At 54.7% G+C, this 14,588-nt stretch carries 13 protein-coding genes and 2 tRNA genes; 6 read left to right on the forward strand and 9 right to left on the reverse strand.

The window, feature by feature from the left end:
• Window positions 1-25 precede the first annotated feature (25 nt).
• Window positions 26-829: a heliorhodopsin HeR gene (gene heR / locus AURMO_RS07710; RefSeq protein ID WP_110234610.1), complete on the forward strand. Its 804-nt coding sequence runs from the start codon at window positions 26-28 to the stop codon at window positions 827-829.
• 23 nt (window positions 830-852) lie between these two features.
• Here heR and AURMO_RS07715 read toward each other — a convergent pair whose 3' ends face one another.
• Complete coding sequence (locus AURMO_RS07715; protein ID WP_110234611.1) at window positions 853-1,122, reverse strand: helix-turn-helix transcriptional regulator; 270 nt, start codon at window positions 1,120-1,122, stop codon at window positions 853-855.
• 2 nt (window positions 1,123-1,124) lie between these two features.
• Window positions 1,125-2,138 (reverse strand): TerC family protein, encoded by a 1,014-nt coding sequence (locus AURMO_RS07720; protein ID WP_110234612.1) that lies wholly within the window; start codon window positions 2,136-2,138, stop codon window positions 1,125-1,127.
• A 78-nt stretch (window positions 2,139-2,216) separates the two neighbouring features.
• Here AURMO_RS07720 and AURMO_RS07725 point away from each other — a divergent pair, with 78 nt between their 5' ends.
• Complete coding sequence (locus AURMO_RS07725) at window positions 2,217-3,179, forward strand: sodium-dependent bicarbonate transport family permease (RefSeq protein WP_110234613.1); 963 nt, start codon at window positions 2,217-2,219, stop codon at window positions 3,177-3,179.
• A gap of 49 nt (window positions 3,180-3,228) precedes the next feature.
• On the opposite strand, the gene AURMO_RS07730 is transcribed toward AURMO_RS07725, so the two are convergent.
• Window positions 3,229-3,302 (reverse strand) — tRNA-Met (locus AURMO_RS07730).
• A gap of 52 nt (window positions 3,303-3,354) precedes the next feature.
• Window positions 3,355-3,426 (reverse strand) — tRNA-Thr (locus AURMO_RS07735).
• 141 nt (window positions 3,427-3,567) lie between these two features.
• On the opposite strand from AURMO_RS07735, the gene AURMO_RS07740 reads away from it, so the two are divergent.
• Window positions 3,568-5,211: a glycoside hydrolase family 13 protein gene (locus AURMO_RS07740; RefSeq protein WP_110234614.1), complete on the forward strand. Its 1,644-nt coding sequence runs from the start codon at window positions 3,568-3,570 to the stop codon at window positions 5,209-5,211.
• On the opposite strand, the gene AURMO_RS07745 is transcribed toward AURMO_RS07740, so the two are convergent.
• A complete protein-coding gene (locus AURMO_RS07745; protein ID WP_110234615.1) occupies window positions 5,208-6,509 on the reverse strand; it encodes a M23 family metallopeptidase in 1,302 nt (433 codons plus the stop codon). The genes AURMO_RS07740 and AURMO_RS07745 overlap by 4 nt on opposite strands.
• Window positions 6,510-6,639: 130 nt before the next feature.
• Window positions 6,640-7,449: an inositol monophosphatase family protein gene (locus AURMO_RS07750; protein WP_110234616.1), complete on the reverse strand. Its 810-nt coding sequence runs from the start codon at window positions 7,447-7,449 to the stop codon at window positions 6,640-6,642.
• A gap of 61 nt (window positions 7,450-7,510) precedes the next feature.
• Between AURMO_RS07750 and AURMO_RS07755 the strand changes: the two genes are divergently transcribed.
• Both AURMO_RS07755 and AURMO_RS07760 read left to right on the forward strand, forming a co-directional pair.
• A complete protein-coding gene (locus AURMO_RS07755) occupies window positions 7,511-8,092 on the forward strand; it encodes a MarR family transcriptional regulator (protein WP_162532706.1) in 582 nt (193 codons plus the stop codon).
• Window positions 8,092-8,562 carry a HEPN domain-containing protein gene (locus AURMO_RS07760; RefSeq protein WP_110234618.1) on the forward strand — a complete coding sequence of 157 codons (471 nt, stop codon included), beginning with the start codon at window positions 8,092-8,094 and terminating at the stop codon, window positions 8,560-8,562. The genes AURMO_RS07755 and AURMO_RS07760 overlap by 1 nt, the downstream gene beginning before the upstream one ends.
• A 9-nt stretch (window positions 8,563-8,571) precedes the next feature.
• Here the strand turns inward: AURMO_RS07760 and AURMO_RS07765 are convergent, their stop codons facing one another.
• Window positions 8,572-10,308 (reverse strand): amidohydrolase, encoded by a 1,737-nt coding sequence (locus AURMO_RS07765; protein ID WP_110234619.1) that lies wholly within the window; start codon window positions 10,306-10,308, stop codon window positions 8,572-8,574.
• A gap of 139 nt (window positions 10,309-10,447) precedes the next feature.
• Here AURMO_RS07765 and AURMO_RS07770 point away from each other — a divergent pair, with 139 nt between their 5' ends.
• Window positions 10,448-11,440, forward strand: a complete 993-nt coding sequence (locus AURMO_RS07770; protein ID WP_110234620.1) for an FUSC family protein — start codon at window positions 10,448-10,450, stop codon at window positions 11,438-11,440.
• A gap of 56 nt (window positions 11,441-11,496) precedes the next feature.
• On the opposite strand, the gene AURMO_RS07775 is transcribed toward AURMO_RS07770, so the two are convergent.
• A complete protein-coding gene (locus AURMO_RS07775) occupies window positions 11,497-13,716 on the reverse strand; it encodes an NADP-dependent isocitrate dehydrogenase (RefSeq protein WP_110234621.1) in 2,220 nt (739 codons plus the stop codon).
• Between the two features lie 117 nt (window positions 13,717-13,833).
• Complete coding sequence (locus AURMO_RS07780; RefSeq protein WP_110234622.1) at window positions 13,834-14,583, reverse strand: TetR/AcrR family transcriptional regulator; 750 nt, start codon at window positions 14,581-14,583, stop codon at window positions 13,834-13,836.
• Window positions 14,584-14,588 lie beyond the last annotated feature (5 nt).

Raw genomic sequence — 14,588 nt, forward strand, 5'->3', positions numbered from 1 at the left:
AGGGTCACAAAAGGACTGGTGCATCATGGCTCGCAAGATTCGCTCCGAAGATGAACAGATCAAACGCCTGCGGGTTTACAACATTGTTGCGGGTGCCATCCACCTGCTCCAGGGTCTGGCATTCCTATTCGTGCTAACCAAGCTCAGTTCACAGGTTATGTTCCCCGTGACGGTCGACTACATGACCGGCCCTCCCGGAGTGGATCTCCCCACGGAGCAGGTCACACTGTTTGAAATAAACCTCGGCCTGGGTGTGGTGGCCTTCCTCTTTATGTCGGCTTTCTTCCACTTCCTTATTTCTTTGCCTGGTGTCTTCACGCGCTATGCCAATGGCTTGAAACTCAACCACAACTACTTCCGCTGGACAGAGTATTCGCTGAGCTCCTCGGTCATGATCTGGCTGATTGCTCAGCTCAACGGTGCTACCGACTTCGCTGCTCTGTTTGCGATCTTCGCGGTGAACGCCTCCATGATCATGTTCGGGGCACTGCAGGAGAAGTATGAGAAGCCAGGAAACAAGAAGTTCCTGCCATTCATCTTCGGCTCCATGACCGGAATCGTGCCCTGGATCATCATTGCCGTCTACACCCTGCAGCCTGGCTCAACCAGCGCAGCTGAGGTTCCTGGTTTTGTCTATGGCATCGTGATTTCACTCTTCGTGTTCTTCAACACTTTCGCCATCAACCAGGTTTTGCAGTATCGCCAAATTGGCGGTTGGAAGAGCTACCTTCGCGGTGAACGTGCCTACATCACACTCAGCTTGGTCGCCAAGAGCGTCCTGGCTTGGCAGGTCTTCTCTGGCGCGTTAGTTCCACTCTTTGTGAACTAACGCACCAGAGAGAAGCTCACGCTTTACTGAAAGAGAGCTAACAACTCCGCAATCGTGGTGTTGTTGTTCAATGGGTGACGCAAGGGAATCTCACCGTGCACGGTGTAGTGGTTGTTGCGACCAACCTTGGTCTTCTCCACATAGCCAGCATCTACTAAGTCCGTGAGGATTCCTGCGGTTGCCCGAGCAGTAATGCCCACCTTGGCGGCAATCTGATCCACCGTGAGATCAGCTGATTGCGCAACCGCAACCAGCACGTGACCGTGGTGAGTGAGAAATGTCCATTGAGCCATGCTTACATCCTGACAGACCTGCGCCACAGTGGCTTCAATTCTGCAATCTCAGCCTCTGTTGCTTCAGGGAATTCTTGCTTGTGGGCTGGCTCAGCGTGAACAACCTCCTTGTTGCGGCTCACAATCAGGCTCGCCACAATCGCGGCCATCAGGATGGTGAGAATCACTGTCAGAGACAATCCACTGGGCACCTTCACAAAGTCGTGCAGACCCATCTTGATACCGACCCAGACCAGCACCAGGGCCAGCCCCACCTTGAGATAGATAAAGCGGTGCATCAGGTCAGCTAAGAGGAAGTACATCGCGCGCAGACCCAGAAGTGCGAAGGCGTTCGCGGTGAAGACCAGGAACGATTCAGACGTCACCGCGAAGATCGCAGGGATGGAATCCACCGCGAAGATAATGTCGGTGAACTCCACCAGCACTAGGACCAACAGCAGTGGAGTGGCGAATAACGTGCCACCAATTCTCACAAAGAGGCGCTGCCCGTAGAACTTCTTCACGCTCGGCACCCGTGCAGAGAACCACTTATAGAAACGTCCTTGGGTGGGGTCTGAGTGCTCGTTGCGCTTGATCAGCATGTGAATACCGGTATAGATGAGGAAGGCAGCGAAGAGGTAGAGCACCCAGGCAAAGTTTTCGAGGATGACTGATCCCAGCGCGATGAAGATGCCTCGGAAGATCAGCGCACCCAGCACACCCAGGAAGAGCACCCGGTGCTGATACTTCCTCGGCACGCTAAATGCCGCGAAGATCAATGCCCAGATAAAGACGTTGTCGATAGCGAGGGATTTCTCAATGACGAAACCAGCAAAGTATTGCTGACCGTATTCCTCGCCGAAGCTGTTCCAGATGAGAACGCCGAAGCCCACACCGGTGGCAACCCAGAAAGCTGACCACAGCGCAGCTTCACGCAGGGAGATCTCGTGGGCCTTGCGGTGGGCAAAGAGATCGACCAACAGCATCACGATGATGCCAGCACATACTGCGAGCCACATCCAGAGTTCTACGTTCATGATCCACCTTCATTAGAGAAAAGTTATTACGGAAAAGTATTTCATGTATTATTGTTCCAGTCAACCGATTGGAATCAGATGTTTGAATCTCTGCAACTCGCTGTCACGAACCTGACTTCTCCCCCCGTGCTGGCCTTCGTGTTGGGTCTGATAGCTGTTGGCCTCAGAAGCAAACTCGAGATTCCACCACAGATCTTCAGCGCACTCTCCATCTATCTCCTGCTCGCTATCGGCATCAAAGGCGGTGTGGGTCTGCGCAACGCAGACCCCACACAGATCGCCGCACCAATAGCCCTAGCCATCGCGGTCGGGCTCTTGATTCCGATCGCCGCCTTCGCGCTCTTGAAGGTACTGACCCCGCTGAGTCAACTCGATCGCGGGGCGATTGCCGCCCACTACGGTTCGACTTCCTTGGTGACCTTCACGGCAGGGCTCATGTTCGTCGAATCCTTAGGGCTCGAAACAGAAGGCTTCTTACCCACCCTGCTGGCCATCATGGAAGTACCCGGCCTGATTGTGGGCCTTGTCCTTGCCCGCAAGGCCAGCAAAGGTCAAAGCTGGGGTCCCCTCATGCACGAAGTGCTCACTGGGAAGTCCATCTTGCTCTTGGTTGGCGGTCTGGTCATCGGTGCCGTCAGCGGCCAGACCGGCTACGAGCGAGTGGAGCCGTTCTTCGGCGGCCTGTTTGTGGGAATACTCACACTCTTCCTCCTTCAGCTCGGAATTCAGGCTGGATCACACCTCAAAGAACTGCCGCAGGCCGGCTGGGGATTGCTCGTGTTTGCACTCGGTTTTCCGCTGATTGCCGGCTTTGCAGGAGTTGCACTTGCGGCCTGGATTGGGCTGAGCGCTGGAGGAGCTGCGGTGTTTGGAATTCTGTGCGCTAGTGCGTCATACATCGCGGCGCCCGCTGCAGTGAAGCTCTCCCTGCCCCAGGCAAACCCAGGCTTCTATCTCACAGCGAGCTTGGGGATTACCTTCCCGTTCAACCTGATTGTAGGAATACCCCTGTTCGTGTGGTTCGCTCAGGTAATTGGCTAGCCGCTGAAGCAAAACAAAACCCCCTCGCGATGAGGGGGTTTTGACGGCGTAGCTGGAGCGGGGCTCGATCCCGCGACCTCACGATTATGAGTCGTGCGCTCTAACCAGCTGAGCTACCCAGCCACGAACATCCGCCGGTGAGGCAGGTTACCCTGCAGCAGTCGAAGAATGATCGGGCCCCGAGCGAGGATTGAACTCGCGACCCCTTCCTTACCATGGAAGTGCTCTACCACTGAGCTATCGGGGCGTATCCATACCTTCGAGGTTCCCCTCGAAAATTGGCACCGTAAGAGATTATCACCTCTGAGCGCATGCTAAAAACACAAGGCGGTTGATGACATACCGCAGGGATGTTCTCAGGAGTTTCGCTCGTGCCTAAACTTGCTCCATGAGTGAAAAAGAGTGGTGGCGTTCCTCCGTTATTTACCAGATCTACCCCCGTTCCTTCGCGGATGCGAATGGTGATGGAATTGGTGACCTCGCCGGTATTACTTCTCGCCTGCCCAAGCTCAAAGAACTCGGTGTTGACGCCATCTGGCTCTCCCCCTTTATGACCAGCCCGCAAAAGGATGCTGGTTATGACGTGGCCAACTACTGTGACGTGGACCCTCTCTTTGGCGCACTTGCAGACTTCGATACTCTCGAGTCCACGGCTCACGGCCTGGGCCTCAAGGTCATTGTTGACTTGGTTCCCAACCACTGCTCGTCTGAGCACCCCTGGTTTGTGGAAGCACTTGCTGCCGGAGAAGGCAGTGAAGAACGTGCCCGCTTCATGTTCCGGGAAGGCAAGGGAGTAAACGGTGAACTTCCTCCCAACAACTGGGAGTCTGTCTTTGGCGGTCCCGCCTGGACTAGAACCACTAACCCAGATGGCACCCCTGGTCATTGGTACTTGCACCTCTTCGACTCCAGCCAGCCTGACTTCGACTGGACTAACCGCTGGGTTCGTGACCGCTTCCTCGAAATCCTGCGCTTCTGGCTAGACCGTGGTGTCGATGGGTTCCGCGTGGATGTTGCTCACGGTCTCTCCAAGGCACCGGGTCTTCCTGATTTCCGACGCGACGAGGCCTACTGGAATACTCCCGCTGAGGTTCGTCCCGACAACCCCTACTTCGGACATGAGGGTGTCCACGAGATCTATCGTGAATGGCACCAGCTGCTTGAGGAATATCCTGGCGAGCGCATTCTCTGCGCTGAGGCATTTGTGGAACCGCTCACCAAGATGGCGAAGTGGGTTCGTTCCGATGAGATGCAGCAAGCATTTAACTTCCCCTTCCTGGTGACCCGCTGGAATGGCGAACAGATGCGTCAGGTCATCAAGGACTCCATTTCGGCATTCCATGCCGTAGACGCACCCAGCACCTGGGTGCTCTCCAACCATGACCAGATACGTCACGCAACTCGTCTTGCACTGGATCCCAACGCGAAAACTGCTGACCGCATCACCGGTATTGGGCCACTGACTGAACCCAAGCCAGATAATGCACTAGGTCTAGCTCGTGGCCGTGCAGCATCAGCCATGATGCTGGCATTGCCCGGAGTGACCTATATGTATCAGGGTGAAGAACTTGGACTTCCTGAAGCAATGGACATTCCTGATGACAAGCGTCAGGACCCCACTTTCTTCCGCACCGCAGGTGAGTCCTATGGCCGCGATGGGTGCCGTGTCCCAATCCCCTGGGAGGCAGAGGCCACTAACTACGGCTTTGGTCTTGCAGGTGAACCATGGTTGCCACAACCTGCTGTCTATCGCGACTTTGCACGTGACCTCCAAGAGGGCGTTCCAGGCTCAACCCTCGAGCTCTACAAAGCAGCGCTGGCGATTCGTAAGGATCGGGCGCTGGGTGACGGCATTCTTGAGTGGATTGAAGGAACGCCAGAAAACGTGCTGGGGTTCCGCAATGGTGACGTAACGGTATTCATCAACTACAGCCAAGACGATTTTGTGTTGCCTGACGGGGACATCATTCTCGACAGCGCTGACAGCAGCTCTGGTGTTCTCACACCCGCAAGTGCTGTCTGGATGGTTTAGTGCCTAACCTCGTTCGGTGCCATACCTGCGTGCTGCACCAGGAATGAATAGGGGTCAATCGGAGCATCTGCCACTCGAATCTCGAGGTGCAAGTGAGGACCGGTGGTAAGACCGGTCTGACCGATATTTCCGACGAAGTCACCCTTCTTGACGGTCTGCCCTGCGGTGACCGTGGGAGAACCCAGGGCCATGTGGCAATAGACACTGGTGAACTTGGTGCCATCAACGTTGTGCTCAATGAATACCGCCACACCACAAGTGGGACCTGGGTTTTCAACCAGGGACACAATGCCATCAGCTACTGAGTAGATGGGGGTGCCATAGGCAGGGTCAATGTCGAGTCCGGTGTGGAAGTTGTAACTTCCAAACAAGTTGCGAGGGCCGTAGGGTGAGGAAATTTTCACTTCATCCACCGGCCAGCGCATGCCGTTAGTAGAGACAGGCACGTTCACGTTGAGTTTCTTGGGTGCATAAGCTCCAGCTGTGGGAGCTGCCTGTGCGGCTGTCACACTCACACCGTCACGCCCGGCGTTGACATCACCACCCGTGCCTTCAACGGTCTGCCCATCTCCAATGGCCATAGTGCTCAGGCGGGCCTGCTCAGACTGCAGCGCGACGTCTTCTGGAGAGAGCAGCGCATTGGCTGGAATGCTGGTGGCAATAGCCAAACCAGCAACAAATGCCATGGCAACCATGCTGAAAATCTGTGCACCGCGACGTTTGCGAGACTTCGGTGCAACAATCTTTGGTTCAGTACTGCGACGCTTATGCTTCAACCTCACCTTGACCACTGGAGCAGGAGTGCGAGGAGTTGAAGCCTGTGCAATGAGTGAAATGGGTGCAGGTAATTGAGCAGTATTCACTGGTGGCTCAGTGAGCACTGGCTTTGCGGGGATAACAGGTATTCCCTCAGCGGGCGTGTTCATCTCTGCCTGAACAGGATCCGTCAACACGGGAACATCGTGTGCAGGTTCTGGCAGGACAGCAGTGGCGTCTTCTTCTGCACGAGGTGGTCGATTACGAAGATCTCGTCGACGCAGTGGTGCTTCTTCTGCAAATGCGGGTGGTGCAGCAACCGAAGAAGCTACGGCTTCTTCTATCTGGGTTTCCGCCGGAATACTCAGTTCTCGAGATGGGGTACGCATACCTTGCATCTGACGTTCTAGCTCTTCAGCGAGCCGTTCTTCAGCCAATCGTGCTTCACGCAAACGCATTTCACGTCGGGTGAGGGGCTGTTCTGGGTTCCCCAAGGCGCTCTGCTGGTTATCAGCAGAGAAGTCGTTGGAATCGTGAACCACTAAAACTTTTCCTCACATAATCATGACCCGGGGCTAGTGCCCTGCGGGATGAAAGATAACGGAATGGTTAACGCTACAGATAAACCCTGAGAAAGACCACCCAGAAAAGATCAAATGAAGGTGAATTTCCTTAGCTCAACAGGAGTTTTTCAATCTGAGAAAACAGGTGAGTATTTGTGGCAAGCAGCATTTCCCGGCCCTCTGGAGCACCGTCTAGACCGCCCACAACCCCTCCTGCTTCACGCAGTACGAGGCTACCTGCTGCATAGTCCCATGGTTTGGTGTCTCTCTCGTAGTAGGCATCTAGCTGGCCTGCTGCAACTGCACACAGATCCAGTGACGCTGCTCCAGCACGGCGAATGTCCCTCACGGCAGGAAGAATGCGGGTGAGAACATCTGCCTGTTCAGCTCGCAACTCTGAACTATAGGCAAAGCCCGTTGCCAGCAGAGTGTGGGCGAGCAGGGTCTCTTGGTTGACGGCAAGAGGTGAAGTCATACCTGCCTTAGTCAGGAACGCTCCACCACCAAGCGAAGCGAAGTAGAGCTCGTCATTCATCGGGTTGAAGACCACGCCGGCAAGCTGCTTCCACGTCCCAGGGTCTGGTGTTCCTTCAACCACAGCAATACTGACGGCGAATTGGGGAATGCCGTAGAGGTAGTTCACGGTGCCATCGATTGGGTCAACAATCCAGGTGAGACCTGAAGTTCCTGTGGAGTCTCCACCCTCTTCGCCATAGAAGCCGTCCTCGGGGCGAAGCTCGGCCAGACGGGACTTCACAAACTCTTCACACTCGCGGTCTGCGAACGTCACCACATCGATAGAACTGGACTTTGTATCAGCCACCACAACGCCTTCGCTGCGACGGCGTGCAATCAGTTCACCGGCTTCAAGTGCAATTGTGCGAGCAATGTCGAGAAGTTCTGTGGGGGAAACAGCCATGCTCCAAGATTACCTCACTCCAACATAAGGATTTCATATAACCTAAGTTATGATAGGTGTTATGAAATCCTCAGCTCCTCTGCTCTCCCCTATTTTGCGTTCTGATACGCAAGGGAGAATGCTCGCTGCCCTGATGCGCGATGCAGAAAAGGAACTTTCTCTTACTGAATTGGCAGCCCAATGCGATGTTGCCGTTCCAACCATTTTGCGCGACGTTGATCGACTTGTTGACGGGGGTTACGTCTCCGCACGTCGAGTCGGCAGAAACCGTCTTGTTCGCATCAACACAGAACACCCCATCTACGCCTCCCTGTGGAACGTGGTTATGTTCGGATACGGACCAGCCGCACTCCTTCCCGGCTTACTCAGTGATCTGCCTGGCATAGAACATGCCTATATCTATGGTTCGTGGGCAGCAAGATTCTTGGGTGAAAGTGGCGAAAGCCCCCGAGATATTGACGTGCTCATTGTCGGTGGCTCCGAATATGGTGACCTCTATGAGGTCGCACACAAGGCCTCTGCACTTGTCGGTCGAGAGGTCAACATCAACGTGATAACCCCCGAACGCTGGGCAAACCAGACAGATGGATTTGTTACCACAGTGAAAAGCCGACCTTTGCTGGAGTTGAATCTGGAGAAGTAGTGATTACCCACTGGAAGCAAGGACGAACCGAAATAGAAACAATGGTGAAGGCCGGCTACCTCCAGAAAGTATCGCCCGATCGTGAGCTTGCGGAACTCTTCCTAGAACATGCTCGGCTTCACCTCCACACCGCAACGCAAGTTCAAGCAACAGACCCCACTGGTAGTTTTCAGATTGCCTACGACGCAGCGAGAAAATCCTGCGCTGCACTTCTGGAAAATCAGGGTCTTCGCGCTACCAGTAAAGGTGGGCATCGCGCCGTCGAGGATGCCCTCCGAGCCCAGCTGGTTCCACCCCTGAAATCGCAACTCAACAATTTTGGCTGGATGCGCACACTGCGCAATGCTTCTGAATATCCGAGTTTTGATAATCCGACTGCTGACGCGTCGGATGCACGCACCGCCATCACCTACGCCAAGGAGCTTCTCGGACTAGCCGAAAAGCTCCTTGATGAAATGCCGGTGTTCTAGCCGGACCCGCTATGCCTGGAAGGCGAGAGTTCCGTCGATGTAGGTTTCGTTGACCACGATCTTGTCCCAGCTTTCTGGGTCAGAGGTCCAGGGGTTGCTATCCAGCACGGCGTAATCAGCACGCTTACCCACTTCAAGCGAGCCACGGTCATCAGCGTGGATCTGCCAGGCGGCATCTCTCGTGATTGCAGCAAGCGCTTGCGCTGGTGTTGCGCATTCAGCTGCGTTGAGAATAGAACCATCTGCCTGCAGACGACGCAATACTGCGGTCTGTGCGCTAAGCAGTGGGTGAACCTTGCTCACGTTGTAGTCGGAGTGCAGGCTGACGTTGATGCCGGCTTTGAGTGCCGAGGCAACGCGGTCGAGTCGGTTTGCACGTTCTGGACCGAGGATGGTGTCGCGGAACGCAGCACCCCAGTAGAGCACGTGGTTCATCAAGAAGGTGGCCGAGATACCAGCCTTAGCCGTGCGGGCAAGCTGGTCATCTGTCGTGACGGAGAAATGAACAAAGGAGTGACGCAGATCTGCGTTAGCGCTACCAGGAAGGATTTCTTCCATCGCTTCAAGTGCCATTTCAACCGCAGCGTCACCATTGGTGTGCACGTTGATCTGCCAGCCATCGTTGAGACCTGCACGGATTGCACCGCGGAGACCTTCGGGGGTCCAGTCGCCGTGACCGCCGTTGTCCTCACCCAGGTAGGGCTGCATGAAGTAGCCCGAACGACCCTGGTTAGATCCGTCGGCTACGACTTTCCACGCATCCGCACGAACCATTTCGTCACCACTGAACGGAGTGACTCCTGCGTCCTTCCAGGTTTGTGCAACCTGTTCAGGAGTCTTACCCTGCATGATGGCGAACTGAGCGGTAGACACACGAACGGGCAAACGCTTGGCGCTGTTGAGCTGGTGCAACATGGCCACTTCGCTCACTCCGGCAAGGCTGCCGGTGGCACCCTCACGCAGTGAGGTAACACCCTGCTTGGCACACTCATTCAAAATTTCGAGGATGCCAGCACCAATCTGAGCTGGTGTTGGCTTGGGCATAGCACCGAGCATCATCATCATGGCGGGAGCTTCACCGATAACACCAGTGAACTTTCCATTGGATCGACCGAAGTTGCCACCTGCTGGGTCTGGAGTGTCATAGGTCACGCCAGCTGCCGCAAATGCAGCGGAGTTGGCATAGAGGTAGTGCATGGATGCGTTCATCACCACAACAGGGTTGTTGGGGCAAGCTGCATCAAGAATGTCGAGGGTGAGGTCAGGCTCGCCTGGGTAGAGGCTGGGGTCAAACAGCTTGGCGTAGACAAACTGACCGGCAGGAGTCTGCGCAGCAGAGGCCTTGATCGCGGCCACAACATCATCGAACGTTGCACACACTTCGTGGGACACATCGGTCCAGGTGAGGTTCAGCAGTGAAGTCCAGATGTGCATGTGGGGCTCAATGAGGCCGGGAACAACAACACCTTCAGGCTTCACGGTCTTGGTGGAAGAGTCAACGAGTCCCTCAACATCTTTGAGCGCACCAATACCGATGATGGCGCCTCCCGAGATCGCCATCGCTTCGGCAAGTGGCGCAGCGGGGTTACCCGTTGCGATAATGCCCACAACCAGAATCTCGGCAGCTTGTCCAACCGAAAGACCTGCAGCGTGGTTAGCGGCGGTGACGGTTGTTCCAGCAGAGCTGAGTGCAGCGCCGAGGTGGTCTTGAGTGACGGGGTGTGCTGTGCAGCAACCTGCAGCCATGAGAGAACTCCTTCGTTTCGTTCGTCCTTCAACGTATCAGTGAATACTGAACGAATGGTCTACGGAATTCTTTTTCAATGATGAATACAAAGTATTAAACGAATTCCCCAACCATGCCGGCTTCTGATTGACTTAGCCCATGGTTAGACCAGCGCTCAAAGCAAACATCATGTTCTTTTCTTCCATCGTGTTTATGCTCGTGCCCACAATTCTGGTGGTCTTTGTGGGATGGCCAACAGCCGCTTCGTTGGCCATGCTTGCCGCCATGGGTGGACTGTTTTCCATGATCGGTTATCACGGGCGCGGCATGCTGCTCCTGATTATCGCAACAGGCGTCACCACTTTTGCTGCCTCATTTGTGAGTGAGAACCCCTGGGCATCCGCAGCACTGATGTTGCTGTGTGGTGCAGGTCTTGGTGCCGTCAACAAGTGGGGACTGTCGTTGTGGAACTTTATGTTCCCGGTCTTTGCTGCTGCTGTTATTGCCCAACCGCCCAAGGTTGCCTCTGGTGCACTCCCCAATGCCTTGCTCACCAGTGGAATTGCGATGGGGTCATTGATTCTCGCTGCGCTGCTCACCATGATTCTGGTGAAGGAACCTCGCCAGAAAGAGACCACGGTTTACCCGACCAAGGTCAACGTGATGTACGCCGTGAACCTCGGAGTGCTGCTGGCAGTGTCCGGATATTTCACCTCGATCTATCGCCACGAACAAATTGGTGTGTGGCTCACTCTCACCATCGTGATTATTTTGATCTATCCCTATGCAGGTCAGAGCACAAGCAGAGCAATTCAGCGAGCGGCTGGAACTATCCTGGGTTTCCTCATCGCTATCGGTGTGGGCGCCTCAGGACTTCCTGACTTCCTTTTTTATGCAACAGCATTCGTGTTCTTGGAGATTGCCCTCCTCATGCGCATCGCTCCCGGCAAGAAGTACTGGGAATACGTCATGTTCCTCACCCCTGGCGTGGTGTTGATCTCGGGCAAGCCCTCTGAGCTGACCGCTGTTTCTCACGATCGTCTCTATGCCACCATCATTGCGGCAGTTGCCTGCCTCATCGTTCTGGCTATTGAACGAGGACTGTTCTGGCGAGGCGGATTGAACAAAAAGCCTGAGGTTGTTGCTCACTAAGTAGGCGCATGAAAAAACGCCCCACATGGAGGCGTTCTTCCTTGTGTATCTGATTACTAGTTGATCGAGTCGATGACCTTGTTCAAGGTTGCGGAAGGACGCATGACCTTTTCGATCTTCACAGCATCTGGCTTGTAGTAGCCACCGATGTCAGCAGGCTTACCCTGAACGGCGATGAGCTCAGCAACGATGGTCTCTTCCTGGGAAGCAAGTGCTTCCGCAATCGGAGCAAAGATTGCTGCGAGTTCTGCATCATCGGTCTGTGTGGCCAATTCCTGTGCCCAGTAGAGGCCGAGGTAGAAATGGCTGCCACGGTTGTCGATGGTGCCGACCTTGCGACCGGGTGAACGGTCTTCTTCGAGGAAGGTTCCGGTAGCGCGGTCCAGGGTGGTGGAAAGCACGAGTGCCTTCTTGTTACCAGTGGTGTCGGAGAGGTGCTCAAGTGAGGCAGCAAGTGCGAAGAATTCACCGAGTGAATCCCAGCGCAGGAAGTTCTCTTCCACCAACTGCTGAACGTGCTTAGGAGCGGATCCACCTGCACCGGTTTCGAACAAGCCACCACCGTTAAGCAGAGGAACGATCGAGAGCATCTTGGCGCTGGTGCCCACCTCAAGGATGGGGAACAGGTCCGTGTTGTAGTCACGGAGCACGTTGCCGGTAACAGAGATGGTGTCGAGGCCCTGACGAATACGAGCCAGTGAGTACTTGGTTGCCTCGGCGGGAGCCATGATCTCAATGGTGAGACCGGAGGTGTCGTGATCCTTCAGGTAGGTCTTGACCTTGGCAATAATCTGAGCGTCGTGTGCACGCTTCTCGTCCAGCCAGAAGACAGCAGGAGTTTTGCTTGCGCGCGCACGGGTCACAGCAAGCTTGACCCAGTCACGAATAGGAACATCCTTAGCCTGAGTAGCGCGCCAAATGTCTCCCTTGTGCACGTTGTGGGAGATGAGAACGTCTCCCGCAGAGTTGACGATGTCGACGCGGCCGTCAGCAGCGATCTCGAAGGTCTTGTCGTGGCTACCGTATTCCTCTGCTGCCTGAGCCATGAGGCCCACGTTAGGAACGGTGCCGATGGTTGCAGGATCAAGAGGACCATTTGCAATAACGTCTTCGATGGTTGCCTGGTAGACACCTGCGTAGGAAGAGTCTGGAATCACTGCGAGAGTGTCGTCTTCGCCACCATCAACACCCCACAGCTTGCCGCCGTTTCGAACGAGGGCAGGCATGGATGCGTCCACGATCACATCGGAAGGAACGTGCAGGTTGGTGATGCCCTTGTCGCTGTTGGTATAGCTCAGGCGAGGACCTGCTGCGATTGCTGCGCTGAAGTCAGCAGCAATCTGCTCACCTCCGACAACATCGCTCAGACCAGCCAGGATCGAACCCAAACCATCGTTGGGAGTGAGCCCTGCAGCTTCAAGCGCAGCTCCGTGCTTGTCGAATACGTCTGCAAAGAAAGCCTTTACGACGTGACCGAAGATGATGGGATCGCTGACCTTCATCATGGTGGCCTTGAGGTGGACGGAGTAGAGAACGTTGTCCGCCTTGGCCTGCTTGAGAGTCTCTGCCAGGAATGCGTCCAGAGCAGAGGCGGACAGGAAGGTGGCGTCCACGATCTCACCATCAAGAACTGCAAGTCCTGACTTGAGAACAGTCTCAGTACCGTCTGCAGCTGTGAAACGAATGCTGAGGGTGTCCGCGGCGGGAATAACTACTGACTTCTCGTTGGAGAAGAAGTCATCGTGGCCCATAGTTGCAACGCGGGTCTTGGAACCAGCTGCGAAGGGCTTGTTGACGTGAGGGTGCTTGCGAGCGTATGCCTTCACCGAGAGAGGTGCGCGACGGTCGCTGTTTCCTTCACGGAGAACAGGGTTTACTGCCGAGCCCTTGATGCGGTCATATCGAGCACGTGCTTCGCGCTCTTCGTCAGTGGAAGCATCCTCGGGGTAGTCAGGAACGTCGTAGCCTGCTGCCTGGAGTTCAGCGATTGCTGCCTTGAGCTGAGGGATTGAAGCCGAGATGTTGGGAAGCTTGATGATGTTGGCTTCTGGCTTGGTCGCCAGCTGGCCGAGTTCCTTGAGTGCGTCGGAGACCTTCTGGTCTTCCTTGAGGCGCTCAGGGAATGCAGAGAGAATGCGACCAGAGAGCGAAATATCGCGAGTTTCGATGGAAACGTCAGCAGCCTTCGCGTATGCCTGAACAGTCGGCAGGAAAGAGGCTGTAGCTAGCGCAGGGGCCTCATCAGTGTGGGTGTAGACAATGGTCGAATCGTTCACGTGCTTGCCATTCTTTATAAGGTCAGGGCTTGAAAAATCTTTGACCAGTCTACCCAAAAGTATCTTGATATCGAGCTATTTTTGTTCCGTTAGATTTTGCGTGAAAGGTTTAGTCCATCAAGTATTTACCGTAGATATCAGGAACTCCACAAAGTCAGGCCAAATAACCTCAGCTCTATATTCTTCTGGAACCTGTGCTATTTCATTCGCACCAGCCCCTGCCCCGGTCATCCACATAGTGGGGCCAACTATTGACCATTGCACACGTTCTGCTTTTCTAACAGGGTCAGGTTTGGACTCGAGGATAAACCGTGTTGGGATAGCTTCAGCTGAGAGGTTTATCTCAGAGATTGAACCCACATTCACATCCTCAATGAGAACTGCTGTCACTGCTACGGCATAAGTAATTACCCTCGCCAATTCACCCGGATGACGGGTATCGAGCTCAGCGGTTACTCTCTCAGAGACATGTGGCAAATGAGCTAACCCGATGACGGATCCGAACTTTACAGCTCGCTCCAGCTGTGCATTGAGGAGATTTCGAAGTCGCTCCTCTGGTGAAGAAGCGGGTTGTGAAACCCCTGTAAAAATTGATTCTTCCCAAAGGCGATGTGCAAGTACAAAAACCTCCGCCACCAGTGCATCAAATGAACCGAAGTGATAGTTGACTGCTGAAGGGTCTAACTCGAGTAAATCACAAAGCCAACGAGCATTGACATCTAAAATTCCCCGCCTGGAAATCTCAGAAAATGCGAGGTAAAGCAACTTTTCTCGCGTTGCGGAACTCTCTACAAGGCCAAATTGAGTCCAGTATTCCTGGTTGAGGACAGGAGATAGGCTCGTCGATTCTTTCTTTGCCCTCACCACGATAT

Origin of the sequence: Aurantimicrobium photophilum (assembly GCF_003194085.1) — a bacterium.
In the GTDB taxonomy this organism is placed as follows: Bacteria; Actinomycetota; Actinomycetes; order Actinomycetales; family Microbacteriaceae; genus Aurantimicrobium; species Aurantimicrobium photophilum.